10 protein-coding genes are annotated in these 16031 nt (G+C 58.4%); all 10 read right to left on the bottom strand.

The window, feature by feature from the left end; all coding sequences use genetic code 11:
* Positions 1 to 198 precede the first annotated feature (198 nt).
* Entirely contained in the window at positions 199 to 1074 is an 876-nt protein-coding gene (locus ACVDG4_RS23905; protein ID WP_447236948.1) for a transglutaminase family protein, read from the bottom strand.
* Between the two features lie 17 nt (positions 1075 to 1091).
* The gene (locus ACVDG4_RS23900; RefSeq protein ID WP_447236947.1) at positions 1092 to 3488 is read right to left on the bottom strand and encodes a circularly permuted type 2 ATP-grasp protein; all 2397 of its coding nucleotides are present in this window, start codon (positions 3486 to 3488) and stop codon (positions 1092 to 1094) included.
* Positions 3485 to 6901, bottom strand: coding sequence for a transglutaminase family protein (locus ACVDG4_RS23895; protein ID WP_447236946.1), 3417 nt, complete (start codon positions 6899 to 6901; stop codon positions 3485 to 3487). Before ACVDG4_RS23895 ends, ACVDG4_RS23900 begins: the two co-directional genes overlap by 4 nt.
* Before the next feature lie 203 nt (positions 6902 to 7104).
* Positions 7105 to 8415 (bottom strand): S8 family serine peptidase, encoded by a 1311-nt coding sequence (locus tag ACVDG4_RS23890; RefSeq protein WP_447236945.1) that lies wholly within the window; start codon positions 8413 to 8415, stop codon positions 7105 to 7107.
* A 335-nt stretch (positions 8416 to 8750) separates the two neighbouring features.
* Positions 8751 to 10130, bottom strand: a complete 1380-nt coding sequence (locus ACVDG4_RS23885; protein WP_447236944.1) for an FAD-dependent oxidoreductase — start codon at positions 10128 to 10130, stop codon at positions 8751 to 8753.
* The gene (locus ACVDG4_RS23880) at positions 10111 to 10977 is read right to left on the bottom strand and encodes an isocitrate lyase/PEP mutase family protein (protein ID WP_447236943.1); all 867 of its coding nucleotides are present in this window, start codon (positions 10975 to 10977) and stop codon (positions 10111 to 10113) included. The genes ACVDG4_RS23885 and ACVDG4_RS23880 overlap by 20 nt, the downstream gene beginning before the upstream one ends.
* Positions 10974 to 11609, bottom strand: coding sequence for a cysteine hydrolase family protein (locus ACVDG4_RS23875; protein WP_447236942.1), 636 nt, complete (start codon positions 11607 to 11609; stop codon positions 10974 to 10976). Before ACVDG4_RS23875 ends, ACVDG4_RS23880 begins: the two co-directional genes overlap by 4 nt.
* Positions 11606 to 13669, bottom strand: a complete 2064-nt coding sequence (locus tag ACVDG4_RS23870) for a hydantoinase/oxoprolinase family protein (RefSeq protein WP_447236941.1) — start codon at positions 13667 to 13669, stop codon at positions 11606 to 11608. The genes ACVDG4_RS23875 and ACVDG4_RS23870 overlap by 4 nt, the downstream gene beginning before the upstream one ends.
* Entirely contained in the window at positions 13666 to 15360 is a 1695-nt protein-coding gene (locus tag ACVDG4_RS23865) for a hydantoinase B/oxoprolinase family protein (protein ID WP_447236940.1), read from the bottom strand. The genes ACVDG4_RS23870 and ACVDG4_RS23865 overlap by 4 nt, the downstream gene beginning before the upstream one ends.
* On the bottom strand, positions 15357 to 15923 hold the full coding sequence (locus ACVDG4_RS23860; RefSeq protein WP_447236939.1) for a nuclear transport factor 2 family protein: 567 nt from the start codon (positions 15921 to 15923) through the stop codon (positions 15357 to 15359). Before ACVDG4_RS23860 ends, ACVDG4_RS23865 begins: the two co-directional genes overlap by 4 nt.
* Positions 15924 to 16031: the final 108 nt, after the last annotated feature.

The raw sequence follows: 16031 nt of genomic DNA, 5'->3' as shown, positions 1-16031 counted from the left end.
GCTCCCGCAACCAAATCCCAACAAAATAAACAAAACCTCGCTCTCGCGGGGATATGCGCGTCCTGGTCGGCGCACCGAACTCCTCGCAGAGGCCAAAACGCCAATCCGCTCAAACAATAGGGTAAATGTGCCAAAGTCTAATCATAAAACAAAACTACTCGAATCAAAGCCTAGCTTCGGTTCAAGACCTAAAATCAATCATAGTGGCCGAACGTCTACAGCGTGAAAGCTGCTTTGGTCGCCGGAAGATCGCAAAACGCCTTTGACGGGGGCGACATCCGAATAGTCGCGCCCATAAGCAACGACGATATGGTCCGAACCTGCAAAGCAGGCGTTCGTTGGATCGTATTCAATCCAACCGGTCTCTATACCACACCATGCACAAACCCAGGCATGCATGGCATCGGCGCCCTCGAGGCGCGGCTGACCTTTCGGGGGCAATGTCCTCAAGAAGCCGGACACATATCCGGCCGGAATACCAAGCGATCGCAAGCCTGAAATCATGATATGGGAAAAGTCCTGACACACACCATGGCGTTGTGAAAACGCCTCTGCAGGTGGTGTGGACACTTCGGTTGCCTCCGGATCAAAGCGCATTTCTTCGTGCAACGCTTTGCCAATGGCTTTCACGATGCTCATGGTGGAAAGTCCAGTGCTTGCATGAGATTTGGCAAATGCCGTTATAGCTGGATCCGCCGGAACTCTTGGAGAGATACCCGTATAGTGCGCTGGGGCGACGGCGGTTAGGTTCCGGTTCGCCAAAACCTCCTGTTCAAGGGTTTGGAGATCCGGTGAAAAATCAAGACTGGCAGCAGGTTGGAGCCGTTCTACAGTAGCCTTGAGAGACACTTCGATCTTGTCGATCGGCTCATGAAACACCAGGACAGTCATGACATTGCCGAAGAAATCACGGGTATCGTGTCGTTCCTGAGGCTTGGGCTCAATAGTCAGCAATCTGGAGGGGACGGTCTGTTTGCCCGGGACGTCGGAGGGCAAAAGCCGGACAAGAGTTCGGGCGTGTTCAGATGGCGCACCATAATCATATCCGACAGTCAGGCGAATTTCGTAGCGCATCAGGTTTTGTTCCGATCCTAGATCAGATAATTGGTTGTCAAACGGTCCGAGACTTCGGACAGACGTATGCGAACGCGCTCAAGGCGTCGAGCGTTCATTTCCGGCGGTGAGGCGACAGACAGCTGCGCTTCCAGTGGCAGCAAGGCCCTGAGGACGGGCGACACGCGGCCGCTAATCCTTGCATTCGGCAGGTCCTCTGCAATCCGCCGCATGGCTGTGACCTGAAAGAGTATTGCGCGGGGATTGCTAGCATCGAGAGCCAAGAGGTCGGTGACGGTTTCGTTTGTTGGGTCAATACGATACCGGCGCTGATGGGTGATCACGCTGTCTGCATACTCAAGGGCAACATCCGGGAAACCGGGTCCTGCATCATCTCCCGCAAATGCCATCAACACGCCGGCCGCCCCATCTGCGCGTTCTATCGCCCGGCCGAGCGTCAGGAACCGCCAACCGGAGGTCCGGTGCATATTTTCATGCACAAGGCCTTTGAAGCCGGTGATCTTCCTTAAAAGAATGCCAAGTGCTCTCGCTGTGTCGTCTCCACGGGCAAGGTCCGGGGTCAGATCTTTCAAACTGTTGGTGAGATCGGCGAGGGCCGCCCAACCATCTATGGAAAACCGGTCGCGGACTTTGCCCGCAGACACCCGGGCAGCGCTCAAGGGTGGGTTCAGAGCGGTGATGACGGCCTCATCAGGATCGAGCGACAGCAGTCGAAGCTGTTCTGCGATTTGAACAAGTCGCGGATCTTGGTCATATCCTGCCTCAGCAAGCCGCAGATGATAGCCGCGCAGCAGTCGGATCACGCCTTCAGCTCTTTCTATGTAGCGCCCGAGCCAAAAGAGATTGTCTGCTGCCCTGCTGGGCAGGACGCTCGGCCCTTGACGCCGGAAGTTTTTGGCATCGAAAAGCGTCTCCTGCCGGACAGCGCTGTCTCTCATGACCCAGACGTCTGCGACAGACCCGCCTCGTTGCATGGAGAGGGCTGTGGCATCGCCGCTGCGGCCGATACGGGCATAGCCTCCAGGTAGAAATACCCACCCTTCGGCCGTACGGGCAGCAAAGACACGGATGCTCATGGGGCGGGGGACAAGCCCGTCGCCATCCCAAACAGGTGTGGTCGATAGGGTCACGGCCTCTTGTCCGACAAGCTGGCCGGCGCCGGTGTCTATCCAGGTTGAGAGGGCCTCGGGCGTTTGCAGAGCTGGGTCGTGTCTTGGACCATCTGTCCGGCCGATATCGAAGGGAAGGGCTCTGCTGAAGGCTTCCCCGACGAACAAGTCTTCTGCGTTGGCTTTCACATAGTCCCGCTCGGCGGCTTGTCCGCACCACCACGTTGCCAGATTTGGGATTTTGAGATGTTCACCCAATACCACATCGGCGATCTGCGGCAGGAACGCCATCAAGGCTCTGGTTTCAAGAATCCCGGAGCCGAGGCTGTTGACCAGATTCACATTCGAGTGGCGAACCGCATCCACTAGTCCAGGTGTTCCAAGGTGAGATGTCTCATCAAGTTCCAACGGATCCGCGTATGACGCATCCAGCCGCCGCCACAGAACACTGACCGGTTTGGGGCCGGACACTGTCCGCATTTGAACCGTGCCGTCCTGGACAAGAAGATCTGCACCCTCCAGAAGTGTCAGTCCGAGATAACGCGCAATGTAGGTGTGTTCAAAGTAAGTATCGTTGCCCGGGCCCGGCGTCAGGATCGCAGTGCGCCCCCCCTCAGTCGAAGGCAAGTCATCCATGGCATCGCGAAAGGCGCGGAAAAAACCCGCCAACCGCTGTACTCTGGACTGAGGAAACGGTTCGGGAAACACCCGTACAGTCGCCATCCGGTTTTCCAGCGCAAAACCAGCGCCGGATGGGGCTTGTGTTCTATCGCCCAGCACCAGCCAGGAGCCGTCCGGGCTGCGGCCGATTTCGAACGCCAGAAAATGGAGATGGTGGCCTGAAGCCGGTGTCAATCCGACGAGCGGCCGGTGCCATTCCGGGTTTTGTGCGACAAGCTCTGCAGGCAAATGGCCGTCGCGAACCAGGGCTGCGTCACCATAAAGATCGGCCACCACCCGCTCCAAGAGCTCAGCGCGTTGCGTCAGCCCTTCACAGATCTCTGCCCATTCTCTTTCATGCAGGATCACCGGAATATGGCTCAGGGGCCAGTCGCGTTCTTGGTGAGGGTCAGTGCTGTATTGGCGGAAAAACACTCCGGCATCCCGCAGGTATTGATCTCCGCGAGCGAAACAGGCCGTGATCTCCGGCTGCGACAGTTGCGACAGTTGCTCAATGAATGGCCCCCAAACCGGGCGCATCACGCCATTGGGGTCAAGCAGCTCGTCAGCGATACCGGACTGGAGGGCATAATCCCGCAACAAGGGATTTGTTGCCGAAAGGGTTTCTTGTGCGGGCGTGGTCATATCAACCCGCCTTGCCGCCGCAGATCCAGCGTCATTGGGAACTCCGGATGCGGCGCTTCCCATAAAGGTGCGTACTGTCCGGAGGAATGGCCAAACCCTTCGAACCGGGCAAGCCGGCGGGCTTCCGCTTCGTTGCCATTGACGGGAAACGTGTCGTAGTTTCGGCCGCCTGGATGCGCCACATGATAGACACATCCGCCGACCGGCCGCGATGACCACCGGTCATAGATGTCGAAGGTCAAGGGGGCGTTGACTGGCAGAACGGGGTGCAAGGCTTCGGCCGGTTGCCAGGCTTTGAAACGGACACCGCCAACATTGGTTCCCGCCGTACCGGTTTCGGTCATCGGTATGGGGCGCTGGTTGCACATGATGGCATACCGGTCCTTGAAGGCGGTCGTCATCTGCACTTGAAGGCGCTCCACCGAGCTGTCGGTATACCGGACCGTTCCGCCAATTGCCCCGGTCTCGCCAAGGACATGCCACGGTTCCAGGGCCTGCCGGATCTCCAGATGAACGCCTTCGACATCGACCGCACCACAGAACGGGAAGCGGAACTCGGCTTGGGCTTCATACCAGGCAGGATCGAGTTCGAAACCATGGTCTTTCAAATCCGCAAGAACGGAGAGGAAATCCCGCCAGACAAAATGCGGGAGCATGTATCGATCATGAAGAACCGTGCCCCAGCGCACCGGCTGGCCCGTCACCGGTTTCGCCCAGCACCGTGCAATGATGGCGCGCAAGAGCAGCTGCTGTGCAAGGTTCATGCGCGGGTGCGGCGGCATTTCGAAGCCCCGGAACTCTACAAGTCCTAAACGGCCGGTTGGGCCATCCGGGGAATAGAGCTTGTCGATACAGATTTCTGCACGGTGGGTGTTGCCGGTGACATCCGTCATCATGTTCCGGAGCAGGCGGTCAACAAGCCAGGGCGGCGTGTAATCTCCAGTGCCCGGTCCGGCAATCTGGGACAAAGCGATTTCCAGCTCGTAAAGAGTATCGTGGCGGGCCTCGTCGATCCGTGGAGCCTGGCTGGTGGGGCCGATAAACAGGCCGGAAAACAGGTACGATAATGACGGGTGACGCTGCCAAAGCAAGATCAGTGACTTGAGGAGGTCCGGGCGCCGCAAGAACGGACTGTCTTCCAGCGTCGCACCGCCGACGACAACATGATTTCCGCCGCCGGTGCCCGTGTGCCGGCCATCAATCATGAACTTGTCCGCCCCCAAGCGGCATTGCCGGGCCTCTTCGTAGATCGCTTCCGTCGTCGCGACGCAATCGTCCCAGCTTGCAGCGGGATGAATGTTGACCTCCAGAACGCCGGGGTCCGGAGCGACCCGGACAACGTTGAGCCTTGGGTCATTCGGTGGTCCATATCCTTCGATATGAACCTTGAGGCCGAGCTGTTCTGCACTCAGCTCTGCAGCGGCGAGAAGCTCGAGATACTCTTCAAGACGTTCGACAGGTGGCATAAAGATGCACAGCCGACCCTCGCGCAGTTCGATCGCAAGTGCCGTCCGAACGGATCCATCTGATGGATCGACCCCTCCTTGCGGGACAACAGTTTGAACTTCCCCGGTTTTCCGTTGTGTCTGTACCGGTTGGGAATGCTCAGCACTTGTCTCCGGCAAAAGCTCAGCTTTTTCCTTCTCCTCTGCGGCGAGCCGGTCAATTTCTTCCTGAATGGCACGCCGGCGCTTCTGCGTGAGCTCATCCTGATAGTCCGGCAGGGCAGCAGTTTGCAGGGAAGGGTCCGCCGTGTACGTGTAGGGATAATCGACAGGCCGAATATAGGGCAGGGATCCAAGCGGCAACCGGAAACCGGCAGGGCTGTCGCCTGGAACGAGGAACAGGTGGCCCCGGCGCGACCGCCAGCGTTCAGACCGCCATTTTGGCCCTGTGCTTTTGCTCTGCCAACTCTGGACCGGCAGCACGTATCCGACCGCGGTTTCAAGGCCACGACCAAAGACGCGTGCAAACCGGGCCCGCTCTTCGGCATCTTTTAGTTTTGGATTCTGTGGCGACAGATTCTCCGGAAGGTTTGCTTCCTTCACGATCCATTCGGCTGGATCTTCGAAGACAGGTTGGACATGCTCCTTCGGCAGGTCGAGATGTTCGGCAATCGCTTCAAGGAGCACTCCTGCTTTGGCTGGATCTTCGACGGGCTTGCTGCCCTCAAGCGCGATCAGGTCCGGGTTTTTCCAGATCTGCGTGCCGTCTGTCCGCCAAAACAGCGAAAACGTCCAGCGTGGCAGGGTCTCTCCTGGATACCATTTCCCCTGCCCGTAGTGCAGGACCCCGCCGGGCGCGAACCGTTCGCGCAAGCGGCGGATCAACTGATCGGCCAACCCCCGTTTTGTCGGTCCGACGGCGGCGGTGTTCCACTCTGAACTTTCAAAGTCATCAATCGAGACAAAGGTCGGCTCTCCGCCCATTGTGAGCCGCACGTCTCCGGCTGTCAGAGCCTCATCGACTTTTCGTCCGGTTTGAAGAAGCCGTTCCCAAGCATCATCGGAAAAGGGTTTTGTGATCCTCGGATGCTCGGAAACACGAGCGATGTTCATGTCGAACTTGAAGTCGGTTTCCGCAAATGTGGCCGACCCGGAAATCGGAGCCGCGTTCTTGTAATGGGGTGTTGCCGCCAGCGGGATATGGCTCTCACCGGTCAAAAGGCCGGATGTCGGATCAAGACCGATCCATCCTGCGCCGGGTATATACACCTCCACCCAGGCGTGGAGATCCGTGAAGTCATGGTCTGTGCCGGAAGGACCATCCAGAGCCTTCAGATCCGGTTTCAACTGGATCAGGTAGCCGGAGACGAACCGTGCGGCAAATCCGAGATGCCTGAGCACCTGAACAAGCAGCCAGCTTGAATCCCGGCATGATCCGGACCCTTTGGTGAGGGTCTCCTCAGGCGTTTGAACGCCAGGCTCCAAACGGATTGTATAGTCGATTTCCTCCGAGACCCTGTGATTGAGGCCAACAAGAAAGTCGACCGTGCGGGTTTCGTCCAGACCGATCGACCCAATAAATTTTGCAAGTTTCGGCCCTTCTGCCTCCGGCGTCCTGTAGATGACCAGATCGTCTTTTAGGTCCGCATCGTACTCGAATGGCCAATGCTCGGCGCGATCTTCAACAAAAAAATCGAACGGATTGTAGACGGTCATGTCTGCAACAAGATCAACTTCGATTTTGAACTCCCGAACCGGTTCCGGGAACACGAAACGGGCGAGCCAGTTGCCGTATGGGTCTTGCTGATGATTGACGAAATGGCCACCCGGAGAAACCTTCAGGCTGTGCGAAATCACCCGCGTCCGGCTGTGCGGTGCCGGTCTCAGCCTGACAATCTGCGGTGAAAGTGTCACCGGCCGGTCATAGGCATAGTGGGTTAGGTGATAAAGACTTGCATGAATGGCCATGGAGTGCTCGTGTCGCGCGGGAGGTGACCTGTACTATGGCAGAGATAAATTGCTTTGCACAAGGACTGGAGCCAGCTGCCAACTGACCGCAACTGCAGAAAAAAGCGGCAGTCTCTGAGCCCAAAGCCATTTCACTAGCGCAAACCTTTATTGAGTATCCACCTGATCGGTATGTAGCGAGTGCAGGTTATCGCCGAGGAAAATCAATCCTTGTCCGGATCCGGGATCCAGCCGACAGCTACACGGCTCTCCGTTTCAAAGGGAGAGGCGACGGCACGGGCGGTGATCAACTCCTTAATCTCCAGTGCGGTCAGGGCTGGGTCCCTTTCCAGAAGCCGAGCGGCAAGTGCGGCAAGGCGCGGGACGGCATAGCTGGAGCCGGATGTGACGCCAGCAGCTCCGCGGAAATCGGTCACCGCGATGTTTTCCGCAGGGACCATCAGGTCGACGCTGGCTCTGCCCCAGTTTGACCCCGGCGCCAATCGGCCAAAGCCATCCGCCGAGGTGACCGTCAGAATGTTGTCCAGATCGAGCGCCGCGGGATAGACCGGTTGTGCGTCGATATCGCGGCCATTGTTGCCAGCTGACACGATGGCCAAGATGTTCTGGTCTTTGAGTGCTTCGGCGAAGTCCGTCCAGTCTTTCTCTGAATTGCTTCCGAGTGGCATCGCGAGGATCCGGATATCGTCGTCGAGTGTACGGGCAACAATATCGGCCATCCGGCTCATATCCGGGCGCGGATAACGGAATGGTACCAGAGCCGCATTTGGGGCTTCGCGGGAGAATACGGAGGCGACCGCTGTGCCGTGGCGCACCGGGAGAAACGCACCCCTGGAGGTGTCGCCATCATAAGGCCAGGGGTCCATATCCCAAAAGTCGTATCCTATCGGAGCGCCGCCATCGTCCCGCGCCAGCAGATCACGAAACAGGGGGAGGTCATAGGCAAGTCCGGAATCAACAAAAGCCACCCGTGCGCCGCCGGGATCTGTGCCATCAGGCCATGGGGCTTGAAGAGTCTCAGTCCAGCGAAGGGTTTCCATGTCGCCCTCGAGCTGATCCATCAGAACCCACGGCTCATCTTCGAAGCGGATCTTGCGGGCGGATCGCACCACGCAGCTGCCATCTGCTATCGCAAGAAGGCTGGGAAGAAGCGCATTGTCCTCGTTCCGATAGTAGGTGGCTCTGATTTGGCGAGGAGATCCTCCTGCGAGCCGGGTTTCAACGGTGAGCTCATCACCTCCAGGCAAGACGAGGCGGATGTCTTGCCGAGCCGGCGGGCCTGAAGCTGGGAGACTCGTTTCGTTGAGCAGCCAGCTTTGCGGAATTGCATTTTGAATTGAAAAACCGGTTGGAGGCGTGTCAGCACAGACGGATGATATCGCGCGTTTCAAAACTGTCTTCGCGGGCTGACCGGACAGTTCTTCGGCTTTGGTCTCCGGACTGCCAAGCAGAAAGCATGCAAGGACAGAAAGGATGGTTCCGGACCAGCTCGTCTTGGTGATGTAACAAATCATGCAAGTTTCGTCCGATCACAGGTCCTGCGGATCTTGACCGCCTTTCGACGTCTACTTGTCCTTGCTCACACTCCGCCAAGCGGCAAAGGCGATAAGAACAAAGACCAGTGACAACAGCAAATGACCAATTTCCGGTCCGGTCAAGCCGAGCATGTTTGTCTCTGTGCCTCCATTATCAGCTGGGTTGTCCCAACTCCATTTCTGGTGTCTGCCGGTTCCTACGTACATGTCATTCGCCGGATCAGCCGAAGAGCAGTTACGACAGCTATATGGAGCGGATGGTAGTCTCCGCCAGTGCCGCTTGGACGGCCCGTATCTGAATTGCGAAACCGGCCTTATGCGAGTGGCGCCTGTCCGGCGAGCCGACCGAGGACAACAGCACTCAAGAGGCCGTTGCCGGACAGATACCCGCTGTCACCGCGGCCCGAAACGCCGCACGCTGCGCCGCCGCAAGCATGAAGATTGGGTATCGGTGTTCCGTCTGTCTTTAGGACACGTGCATATTCGTCGGTTCGCAGGCCGCCCTGTGTATGAAACAGGGCGCCCGTTACCCGGACACCGAAATAGGGCGGGGCTAGCTGTGTGTCGCCAAACTTGCGGCCAAAGCGGTCTGTCTCATTCATTGGCAGGCTTGAGATTGTAGCGGTCAGATTTCCCACCGGGAGGCCGAGCTGGTCTGCAAGGCCTTCGAGCGTCTCGCTGACCTTGATCGCGCCTGCCGCTTCGGCGTTCTTGAAGTCCTCAAACTGGCGGGCGATCTTCGCAATCCGGCCGTCAAAAATCGTAAAGGCTTCCCCGCCTGGTTGGGCCAGCACCGCACGGGCAGCTTCCGAGTAACCTTGAGATTCATCCCAGAAGCGCTCCGCTTCCCGGTTCACCTGGACGCCGCCGCTTGTGATCACCGCCCATGTGATCAGGATCCCGTGCGGATGCGCAACGTTGCCGTGGCCCTGGTAGGCGCCAAGATGCGCCATATCCGCGCCGATGTCTTTTCCCCAGACGATGGCTTCCCCGCGATTGCCGTCGTGGCCAAACCAAAGGCCGTCGGCAATGTCCGGCATGAACTGGCTGACAAGATCGCGGTTTCCGCCGAAACCATTGCAGGCCAGGATCAGCTTTTCACATCCGATGGTCTCCAGTCCGCCATCGGGGCGCTGAACGGTCACACCGGTAATCCGACCCTGATCCGTATGAAGCTGCACCGCGCGCCGTTCACAGATGATGTCGATGCCTCGGGTCTCGCAAGTTGAGCGCAGGCTGTCGATGAGTTCAATGCCGGACCGGGTGGGGAGGCCATGCATTCTGTGCCGGGAATGACCGGGGTAATCGAAGTTGGTTATGACCGAAAACGGCAGGCCGTGCGTTTCACTCAGCCAGTCTATGGCCGGGCCAGACTGTTGGGTCAGGAGATCTACCAGCGCCGGATCATTTTCCTGCTTTGCCTTAGCTTGAATGTCTTGTGCAAAAAGGTCTGCGCTGTCTGCGACACCCGCTGCCTTTTGAATACTGGTTCCAGCAGCCGGTATGAGCCCTGCGGAGAGCGCCGTGGATCCGCGCGGGATGGGATCCGCCTCCACCAGAAGAACGGATTGCCCGGCCTCTTGAGCGGAAAGTGCCGCTACGAGACCGGCTGCACCGGCCCCAATGATCAGGGTCTCACAGTCCAGATCAAACGCGGCCGGCGCCGGTGAAACCTCAACGGTCACTTGGGTCATAACTTGAACCCTTCGCCAGCATATCCGCGGTTCCGATCACGCCATTCAGGCCGTCGAAATCGAACATCCGGTCTTTGAACGGCCGGTTGCTGCCATTTGCACGTAGGCTGGCGTAGTACTCTTGTGCAGTCTTGGCCAAGGCCCGCACGATGCCGCCTGGGAAAATTACGATGGAAAAGCCTTGGGCTTCCAGATCGGAAGCGCCGGAAATGGGCGTTGCGCCGCCTTCCACCATGTTTGCCAGAAGCGGCACCCGGCCTGCGAATTGGGTTGCGACTTCGGTCAGTTGTTCGCGCGATTGGGGCGCTTCGATGAAGAGAATGTCTGCGCCTGCTTCCAGATAGGCTCCAGCTCGGTCGATGGCCGCTTGAAATCCCTCCACCGCAATGGCGTCCGTCCGGGCAATAATCAGGGTTTCCTCTGAGGCTCGTGCGTCCGCCATGGCCTGAACCTTCCCAGCCATCTCAGCAGCAGAGATCAGGGATTTGTCGGCAAGATGCCCGCAGCGCTTCGGATAGGTCTGGTCTTCGACCTGGAGCGCAGTTGCCCCGGCGCGCTCATAAAGCCGCATGGTTCTTTGAGCGTTCAGCGCGTTCCCGAACCCGGTATCGGCATCGATAATCACCGGTAGGTCGGTCCGATCGGCAATAAGCGCCATCGTGTCCGCCATCTCCGTAAAGGAGGAGAGGCCGATGTCCGGGCGGCCCAAACGGGTGTAGGCGACAGCGGCACCGCTCAAATAAAGGGCTTCGAACCCGGCGGCTTCGGCAAGCGAAGCCGTGAGGCCGTCATAAACACCAGGGGCGATAACAATCTCGTTCTGCTGCAGGCGTTTCTTAAGGCTCATGCCGCCACCTCCGGCCAATCGGTTGTCATGGTGTCTAGCAGGTCGGAACATGCCATCTGATGGGTCACGGTCGCCAGAGACAGCAAGGTTGCCTCGTGCACATCGTTCTTGAAGGCAGCAGAGCCGTCCGTCAAAAGCACGGTCTCGATATCGCGCAGATGAGCGTCGCGCAGTGTGGACGCGACACCTCCGTTTGTGACGATCCCGCCAACGATCAGCTTATCGATGCCAACAGCGCGCATGATGTATTCCAGTCGTGTCTGGTAAAAAGCGGAATAGGCGACTTTTTCAACGACGAAATCAGCTGGAAAGAGTTCATCGACCAGCGTATGGCCGAAGCTGCCCGGCGCGAAATCGCCTTTGCCGAGGAAGGGCCGCAGGACTTTCAGGTGTGGGGAAATCAAAGGCTCGCCGGAAGCATTCGGGACCAGTGTGAATTGCGCCGAAATGTAGTGGCCGCCGCGTGCCCGTAAGGCCTTCACCAATGGCGCTATGCGGATTGGCAACGCCGCGATGCTGTCGGCCGATTGCCCGGCACGGCCATACGCGCCCTCGGGATGCAGAAAGTCGTTCTGCAGATCAATGGTCAGGATTGCCGTTCGCTTTGGATCCCACGTTTTCAGATCAATCATGACGTGCTCTCCAAGGGCTCAAGAATGGTGTTGCCAAAAGCGTCCACACGCGCTTGCAGATTGGGCTCAACCAGAACGGTTGTATCCGGTTGGACCAGGATCGCCGGCCCATTGATCACCGTGCCTGCGGGCAGGGAAAGGCGGTCGTAGATCGCTGTCTCGTACCAGGAATCCCCGAAATGCACCTTGCGGGTCGATTTGGGTTCCGCAGTTCCGCCAGCTGAAGGGGCAAGCGTTTTCAGATCGAATTTCGGACGTTTCCCGGTGACAGCGGTGCGCAAGTTCAAAATCCGGCGCACGCCGTTGTTCAGGAGGCGGCCGAAGGCGGATTTGTAGGCCGCATCAAAAGCGGTTTCGATATCTGCCTTGCTCGGAGCTGTCACCTGGCCGTCACGCACGGTCACTGAAATCGGTACGGATACCGTGTGCGTCTGACCGATATAGGCCATGTCCAGTTCAAAACTGATGTCGCGGGCTTCGAAGGTTGTGCGTGCAGCATCCAGAAGTCCCATGCCGCTATCGACATGGGTCTGCATGTGGTCCGCCAACGCATTTTCGTCGAGGGCATCAACCAGTGAATTGATGGTCTGAACGAAGTCCTGGCGCATATCCGCGATCACGCAGCCCATGGCCGAGGTGACGCCGGGATAACGAGGCACGATGGCCTTGGCGATGCCGACCTCGGCAAGCATCGCGCCCGCATGAAGCGCTCCGCCACCGCCAAAAGGCATGAAGGCAAAGTTCTTCGGATCAAAGCCGCGCTCAATGCTGACCAGGCGAATGGCTCCAGCCATACGGGAATTGGCAACCCGCATGATGGCCTCTGCCGCCTGTAACGTGTCGAGGCCAAGGGGCTCTCCGACATGAATATCGATCGCCTTGGCGGCCGCTTCGACGTCCAGCCGGTCCAGCTTTCCTCCGATGGGGCTCTCCGGATCAATACGGCCAAGAACAACGTTTGCGTCTGTGACAGTCGGCCGGTCATTTCCAAGTCCATAGGCAACGGGACCAGGGTTGGAACCTGCGCTTTCCGGCCCAATGTTCAAAAGACCGCCCTTGTCGACCCAGGCAATGGATCCGCCGCCCGCGCCGATCGTGGTGATCTCGATCATGGGCGTGCGGACCACCATCCCGAAGTCAATCGAGGTCTGGGGAGACAGCATCGATTGCCCGTCGGAAATCAGGGACACATCAAAACTGGTGCCGCCCATGTCTCCGGTGATGACATTGTCGAACCCGGCTGATGAAGCAATGTAACCTGCGGCGATTACTCCCGCGGCCGGGCCGGAGAGCGCCGTGCGCACCGGTAGCTTGCAGGCCGTATCAACAGCCATGACCCCGCCGTTAGACTGAACGATCATGAATTCGCCGTCGAACCCGCCTGTCTTGAGTGCCTGTTCCAGGCGGCCAAGATATCCGGACACTTCCGGCTGCAGGTAAGCGTTCAGTGCCGTTGTCGAAAACCGCTCAAATTCGCGGATTTCGGGCAAGATTTCCGAGGACGCGGACACATGGGCATTCGGCCAGATCTCCCGGACTGCAGCCACAGCGGCCTTTTCATTGTCCGGATTTGCATAGGCGTTGGCGAAAAGGATTGCGACGGCCTCGCAGCCTTGCGCCTGGAGCTGCTGTGCGGCAGCGCGGACGGCATCAAGATCCACTGGGGTGCGAATGGTTCCATCTGCCAGGGTTCGTTCCGGCACCTCAAGACGATTGCGCCGGTCGACAACCGGTTCAAAGTCTCCGCGAAGTCCCCAGGTGCGCGGCCGGTCCCGGCGGCGCATCTCCAGAACGTCCCGCAGACCTTCCGTGCAGATCACCCCGGTCGGCGCGCCTTTGCGCTCAAGAAGTGCATTGGTTCCAGCCGTGGTGCCATGAACAACCACTGAAATCGTTGACAAGTCATCGACCTGCTTGCCGATGCCATCGAGGAAACCACCGGATTGGTCCGGGCGGGTCGTCGGAACCTTTGCAACGGCGGCCGTGCCATCGGCTTCATTGAGAACAAAGACGTCCGTGAATGTTCCGCCGACATCAACACCAATCATCCGTCCGCTCATTGGGACACCTCCCGCCAAGCCGTACCGTAATTCTTGTCGGCCGCATCTGAGCTGATCAGACCGCGTGCCACGTCACGGGCGATGTCGCCCGGTTGACGGTTTTCTGCCTTGCCGTATCCGCCGCCACCGGGTGTTTCCAAACGGACAGCCTGGCCCTGGCGCAACTTGATGCCGCGCATTTTTGAGGCGAGGGGAGGTGTTTTCCAACCATCATCCTGCTCATAGGTGAATTGGTTCAGCTCTCCGTCGTGTCCGGCCGCAATGCCTTTTGGCGCAAACCGGCCACGTTCTCCGAAAAGGAAGGCCTCGGCCCCGTTTTCTTCCAGGACTTCGATCTCGTAGATCGCGCCCATGCCACCGCGATGGGCCCCTGCGCCGGCACTGTCTGGTCGCAGGGCCCACTGGCGGAACATGACTGGATAGGCAGCCTCCAGAATTTCCATCGGCGGAATGGTCGCCGTTGAAATCGGAGCGTTGCCATGGTTCAGGCCGTCGCTTTCCAGTGAGCCGCCATGGCCGCCGCCATAAAAGCTGAACATGACCCAGGGCTTGCCGTCGCTTTTTTTGCCCGCAATCGACAGGGCGTTGATCGTGCCATATGCATTCGCGACAACCCGGTCTGGTGCGGCCTTCGCAAAGGCTGAGAAGATCACATCGATCATGCGGAGAATGGTTTCGGTATAGCCACCGGTTGGGGCCGGAAACTCAGCCGACAACAACGATCCTTCCGGCACATTGACCGTGATTGGGCGCATCACGCCTGCGTTTGCGGGCAAGGCCGGGAAGATGTGCTTGATCGCAACGTAGGCCGTGGCAACGGTAGTCGGCAGTGCGATGTTGACCGGGCCGGCGCATTGTGGCGCGGAACCGGTGAAATCCAGGGTCAGGTTATCGTCCTTGATTTCCAACGCGACGCGGATTGCCAGCGGCTCATCGGTAATGCCGTCATTGTCGAGAAAGTCTTCCGCTTCCCAGCGCCCATCCGGTAGGTCAGTCAACTCAGAGCGCATCAGCGCCTCTGCGCGATGACCAAGAGCGTCCAGAGCGCCGCTTACGGTCGCGGCTCCATATTCATCGAGCAATTCGTCCATGCGTTTGACGCCAAGATCGAGGGCGCCCAGCTGGCCATTGAGATCGCCCATGGCCGATTGGGGCAGGCGTGTGTTGCGCAGGAGAATGTCGATGATGTCCTGATTGACCACGCCACCACGCGCCAAACGCACCGGGGGCAGGACAAACGCTTCTTGAAAGACTTCCGTTGCCGCCGGATTGTAGTTGCCCGGAACGGCCCCGCCAACATCATGCCAGTGGCCCACAGAAGCAAGGTAGCAAAACAGTTTGCCATCGCGGAAATAAGGACGGACCAGCCGCATGTCCGACAGGTGCGTGCCGCCGATATGTGCGTCATTGAAGATGAAGATGTCGCCGTCTTTCAAATCCCCATCGGCGGCGGCTTTTTCGATCACGGCCTTGACCGCAAAGGACATCACGCCGACGAAAATCGGAAGTCCGGATTTTCCCTGGACCAGCGTGTCCCCGGTTTCCGCGTGATAAAGGCCGTGGCTGGCATCATGCGCTTCGGCAATAATGGGATTGAACGCTGCGCGGAAGAGCGTTGCGTCCATTTCGTCCGCAATCTGTTCCATGCGGCCGGCTAGAACCGATAAGGTTATCGGGTCGATCTCGCTCATGCGGTGGCCTTTACTTCTGCAATGTCGTTCCAAACGTCCTGGCGGGTAATTTTGCCGGCGACGACTTCGAACCGATCGATGAAACGAATGCCGTCAAAGCTGTCTCCATCCGGCCATTCGCCGGAGAGAGTGCCGCGGCAATAAACAACTGTGGCCGCTTCGCGGCTTTGCATGACATCGAAGCCGTCATAGGTTTTTTTCACGAAACGGTAGCGAGGCTTTGCCCAAGCGATTAGCTCGTCAAGCGTCCGGAGTGGACCGGTGCCCGGGAACTCCATCACGAAGTCTGTGCTGAGCATCGATTGCGCACGCTCCAGGTCTCTCGCCTCCATGGCGCTCAAGTACGCCCGGACAAGATCGCCCGCGTCAGGCAAAGCCGGAGCGCCTTGCCGGTGAACGCCGCCGCGGGAGTAGTCCTCGCCCTTTAATTCATGGATCAGGACGGTAATTGCTTCGGGTGGAGCCGGCACGACGAGGCGTACGGCATCGGTCAGAGCCTCATGAAGCCGCAATTTTTCTTGTGGCTCGTAGCCTTGCAATACGTGCAATTCGACAATCGGCATACTGCCTCCCTACAGCAATTTGTATTACACATAATACAGCTTAAAAAAATATCTAATACAAAAAATGAAAAAAATATCGGACCGGCAACTTGATATTTCAGTATCCAG

The sequence above is a fragment of the Roseibium sp. MB-4 genome, from assembly GCF_053005265.1.
This window is presented reverse-complemented; position numbering and strand designations above follow the sequence as displayed.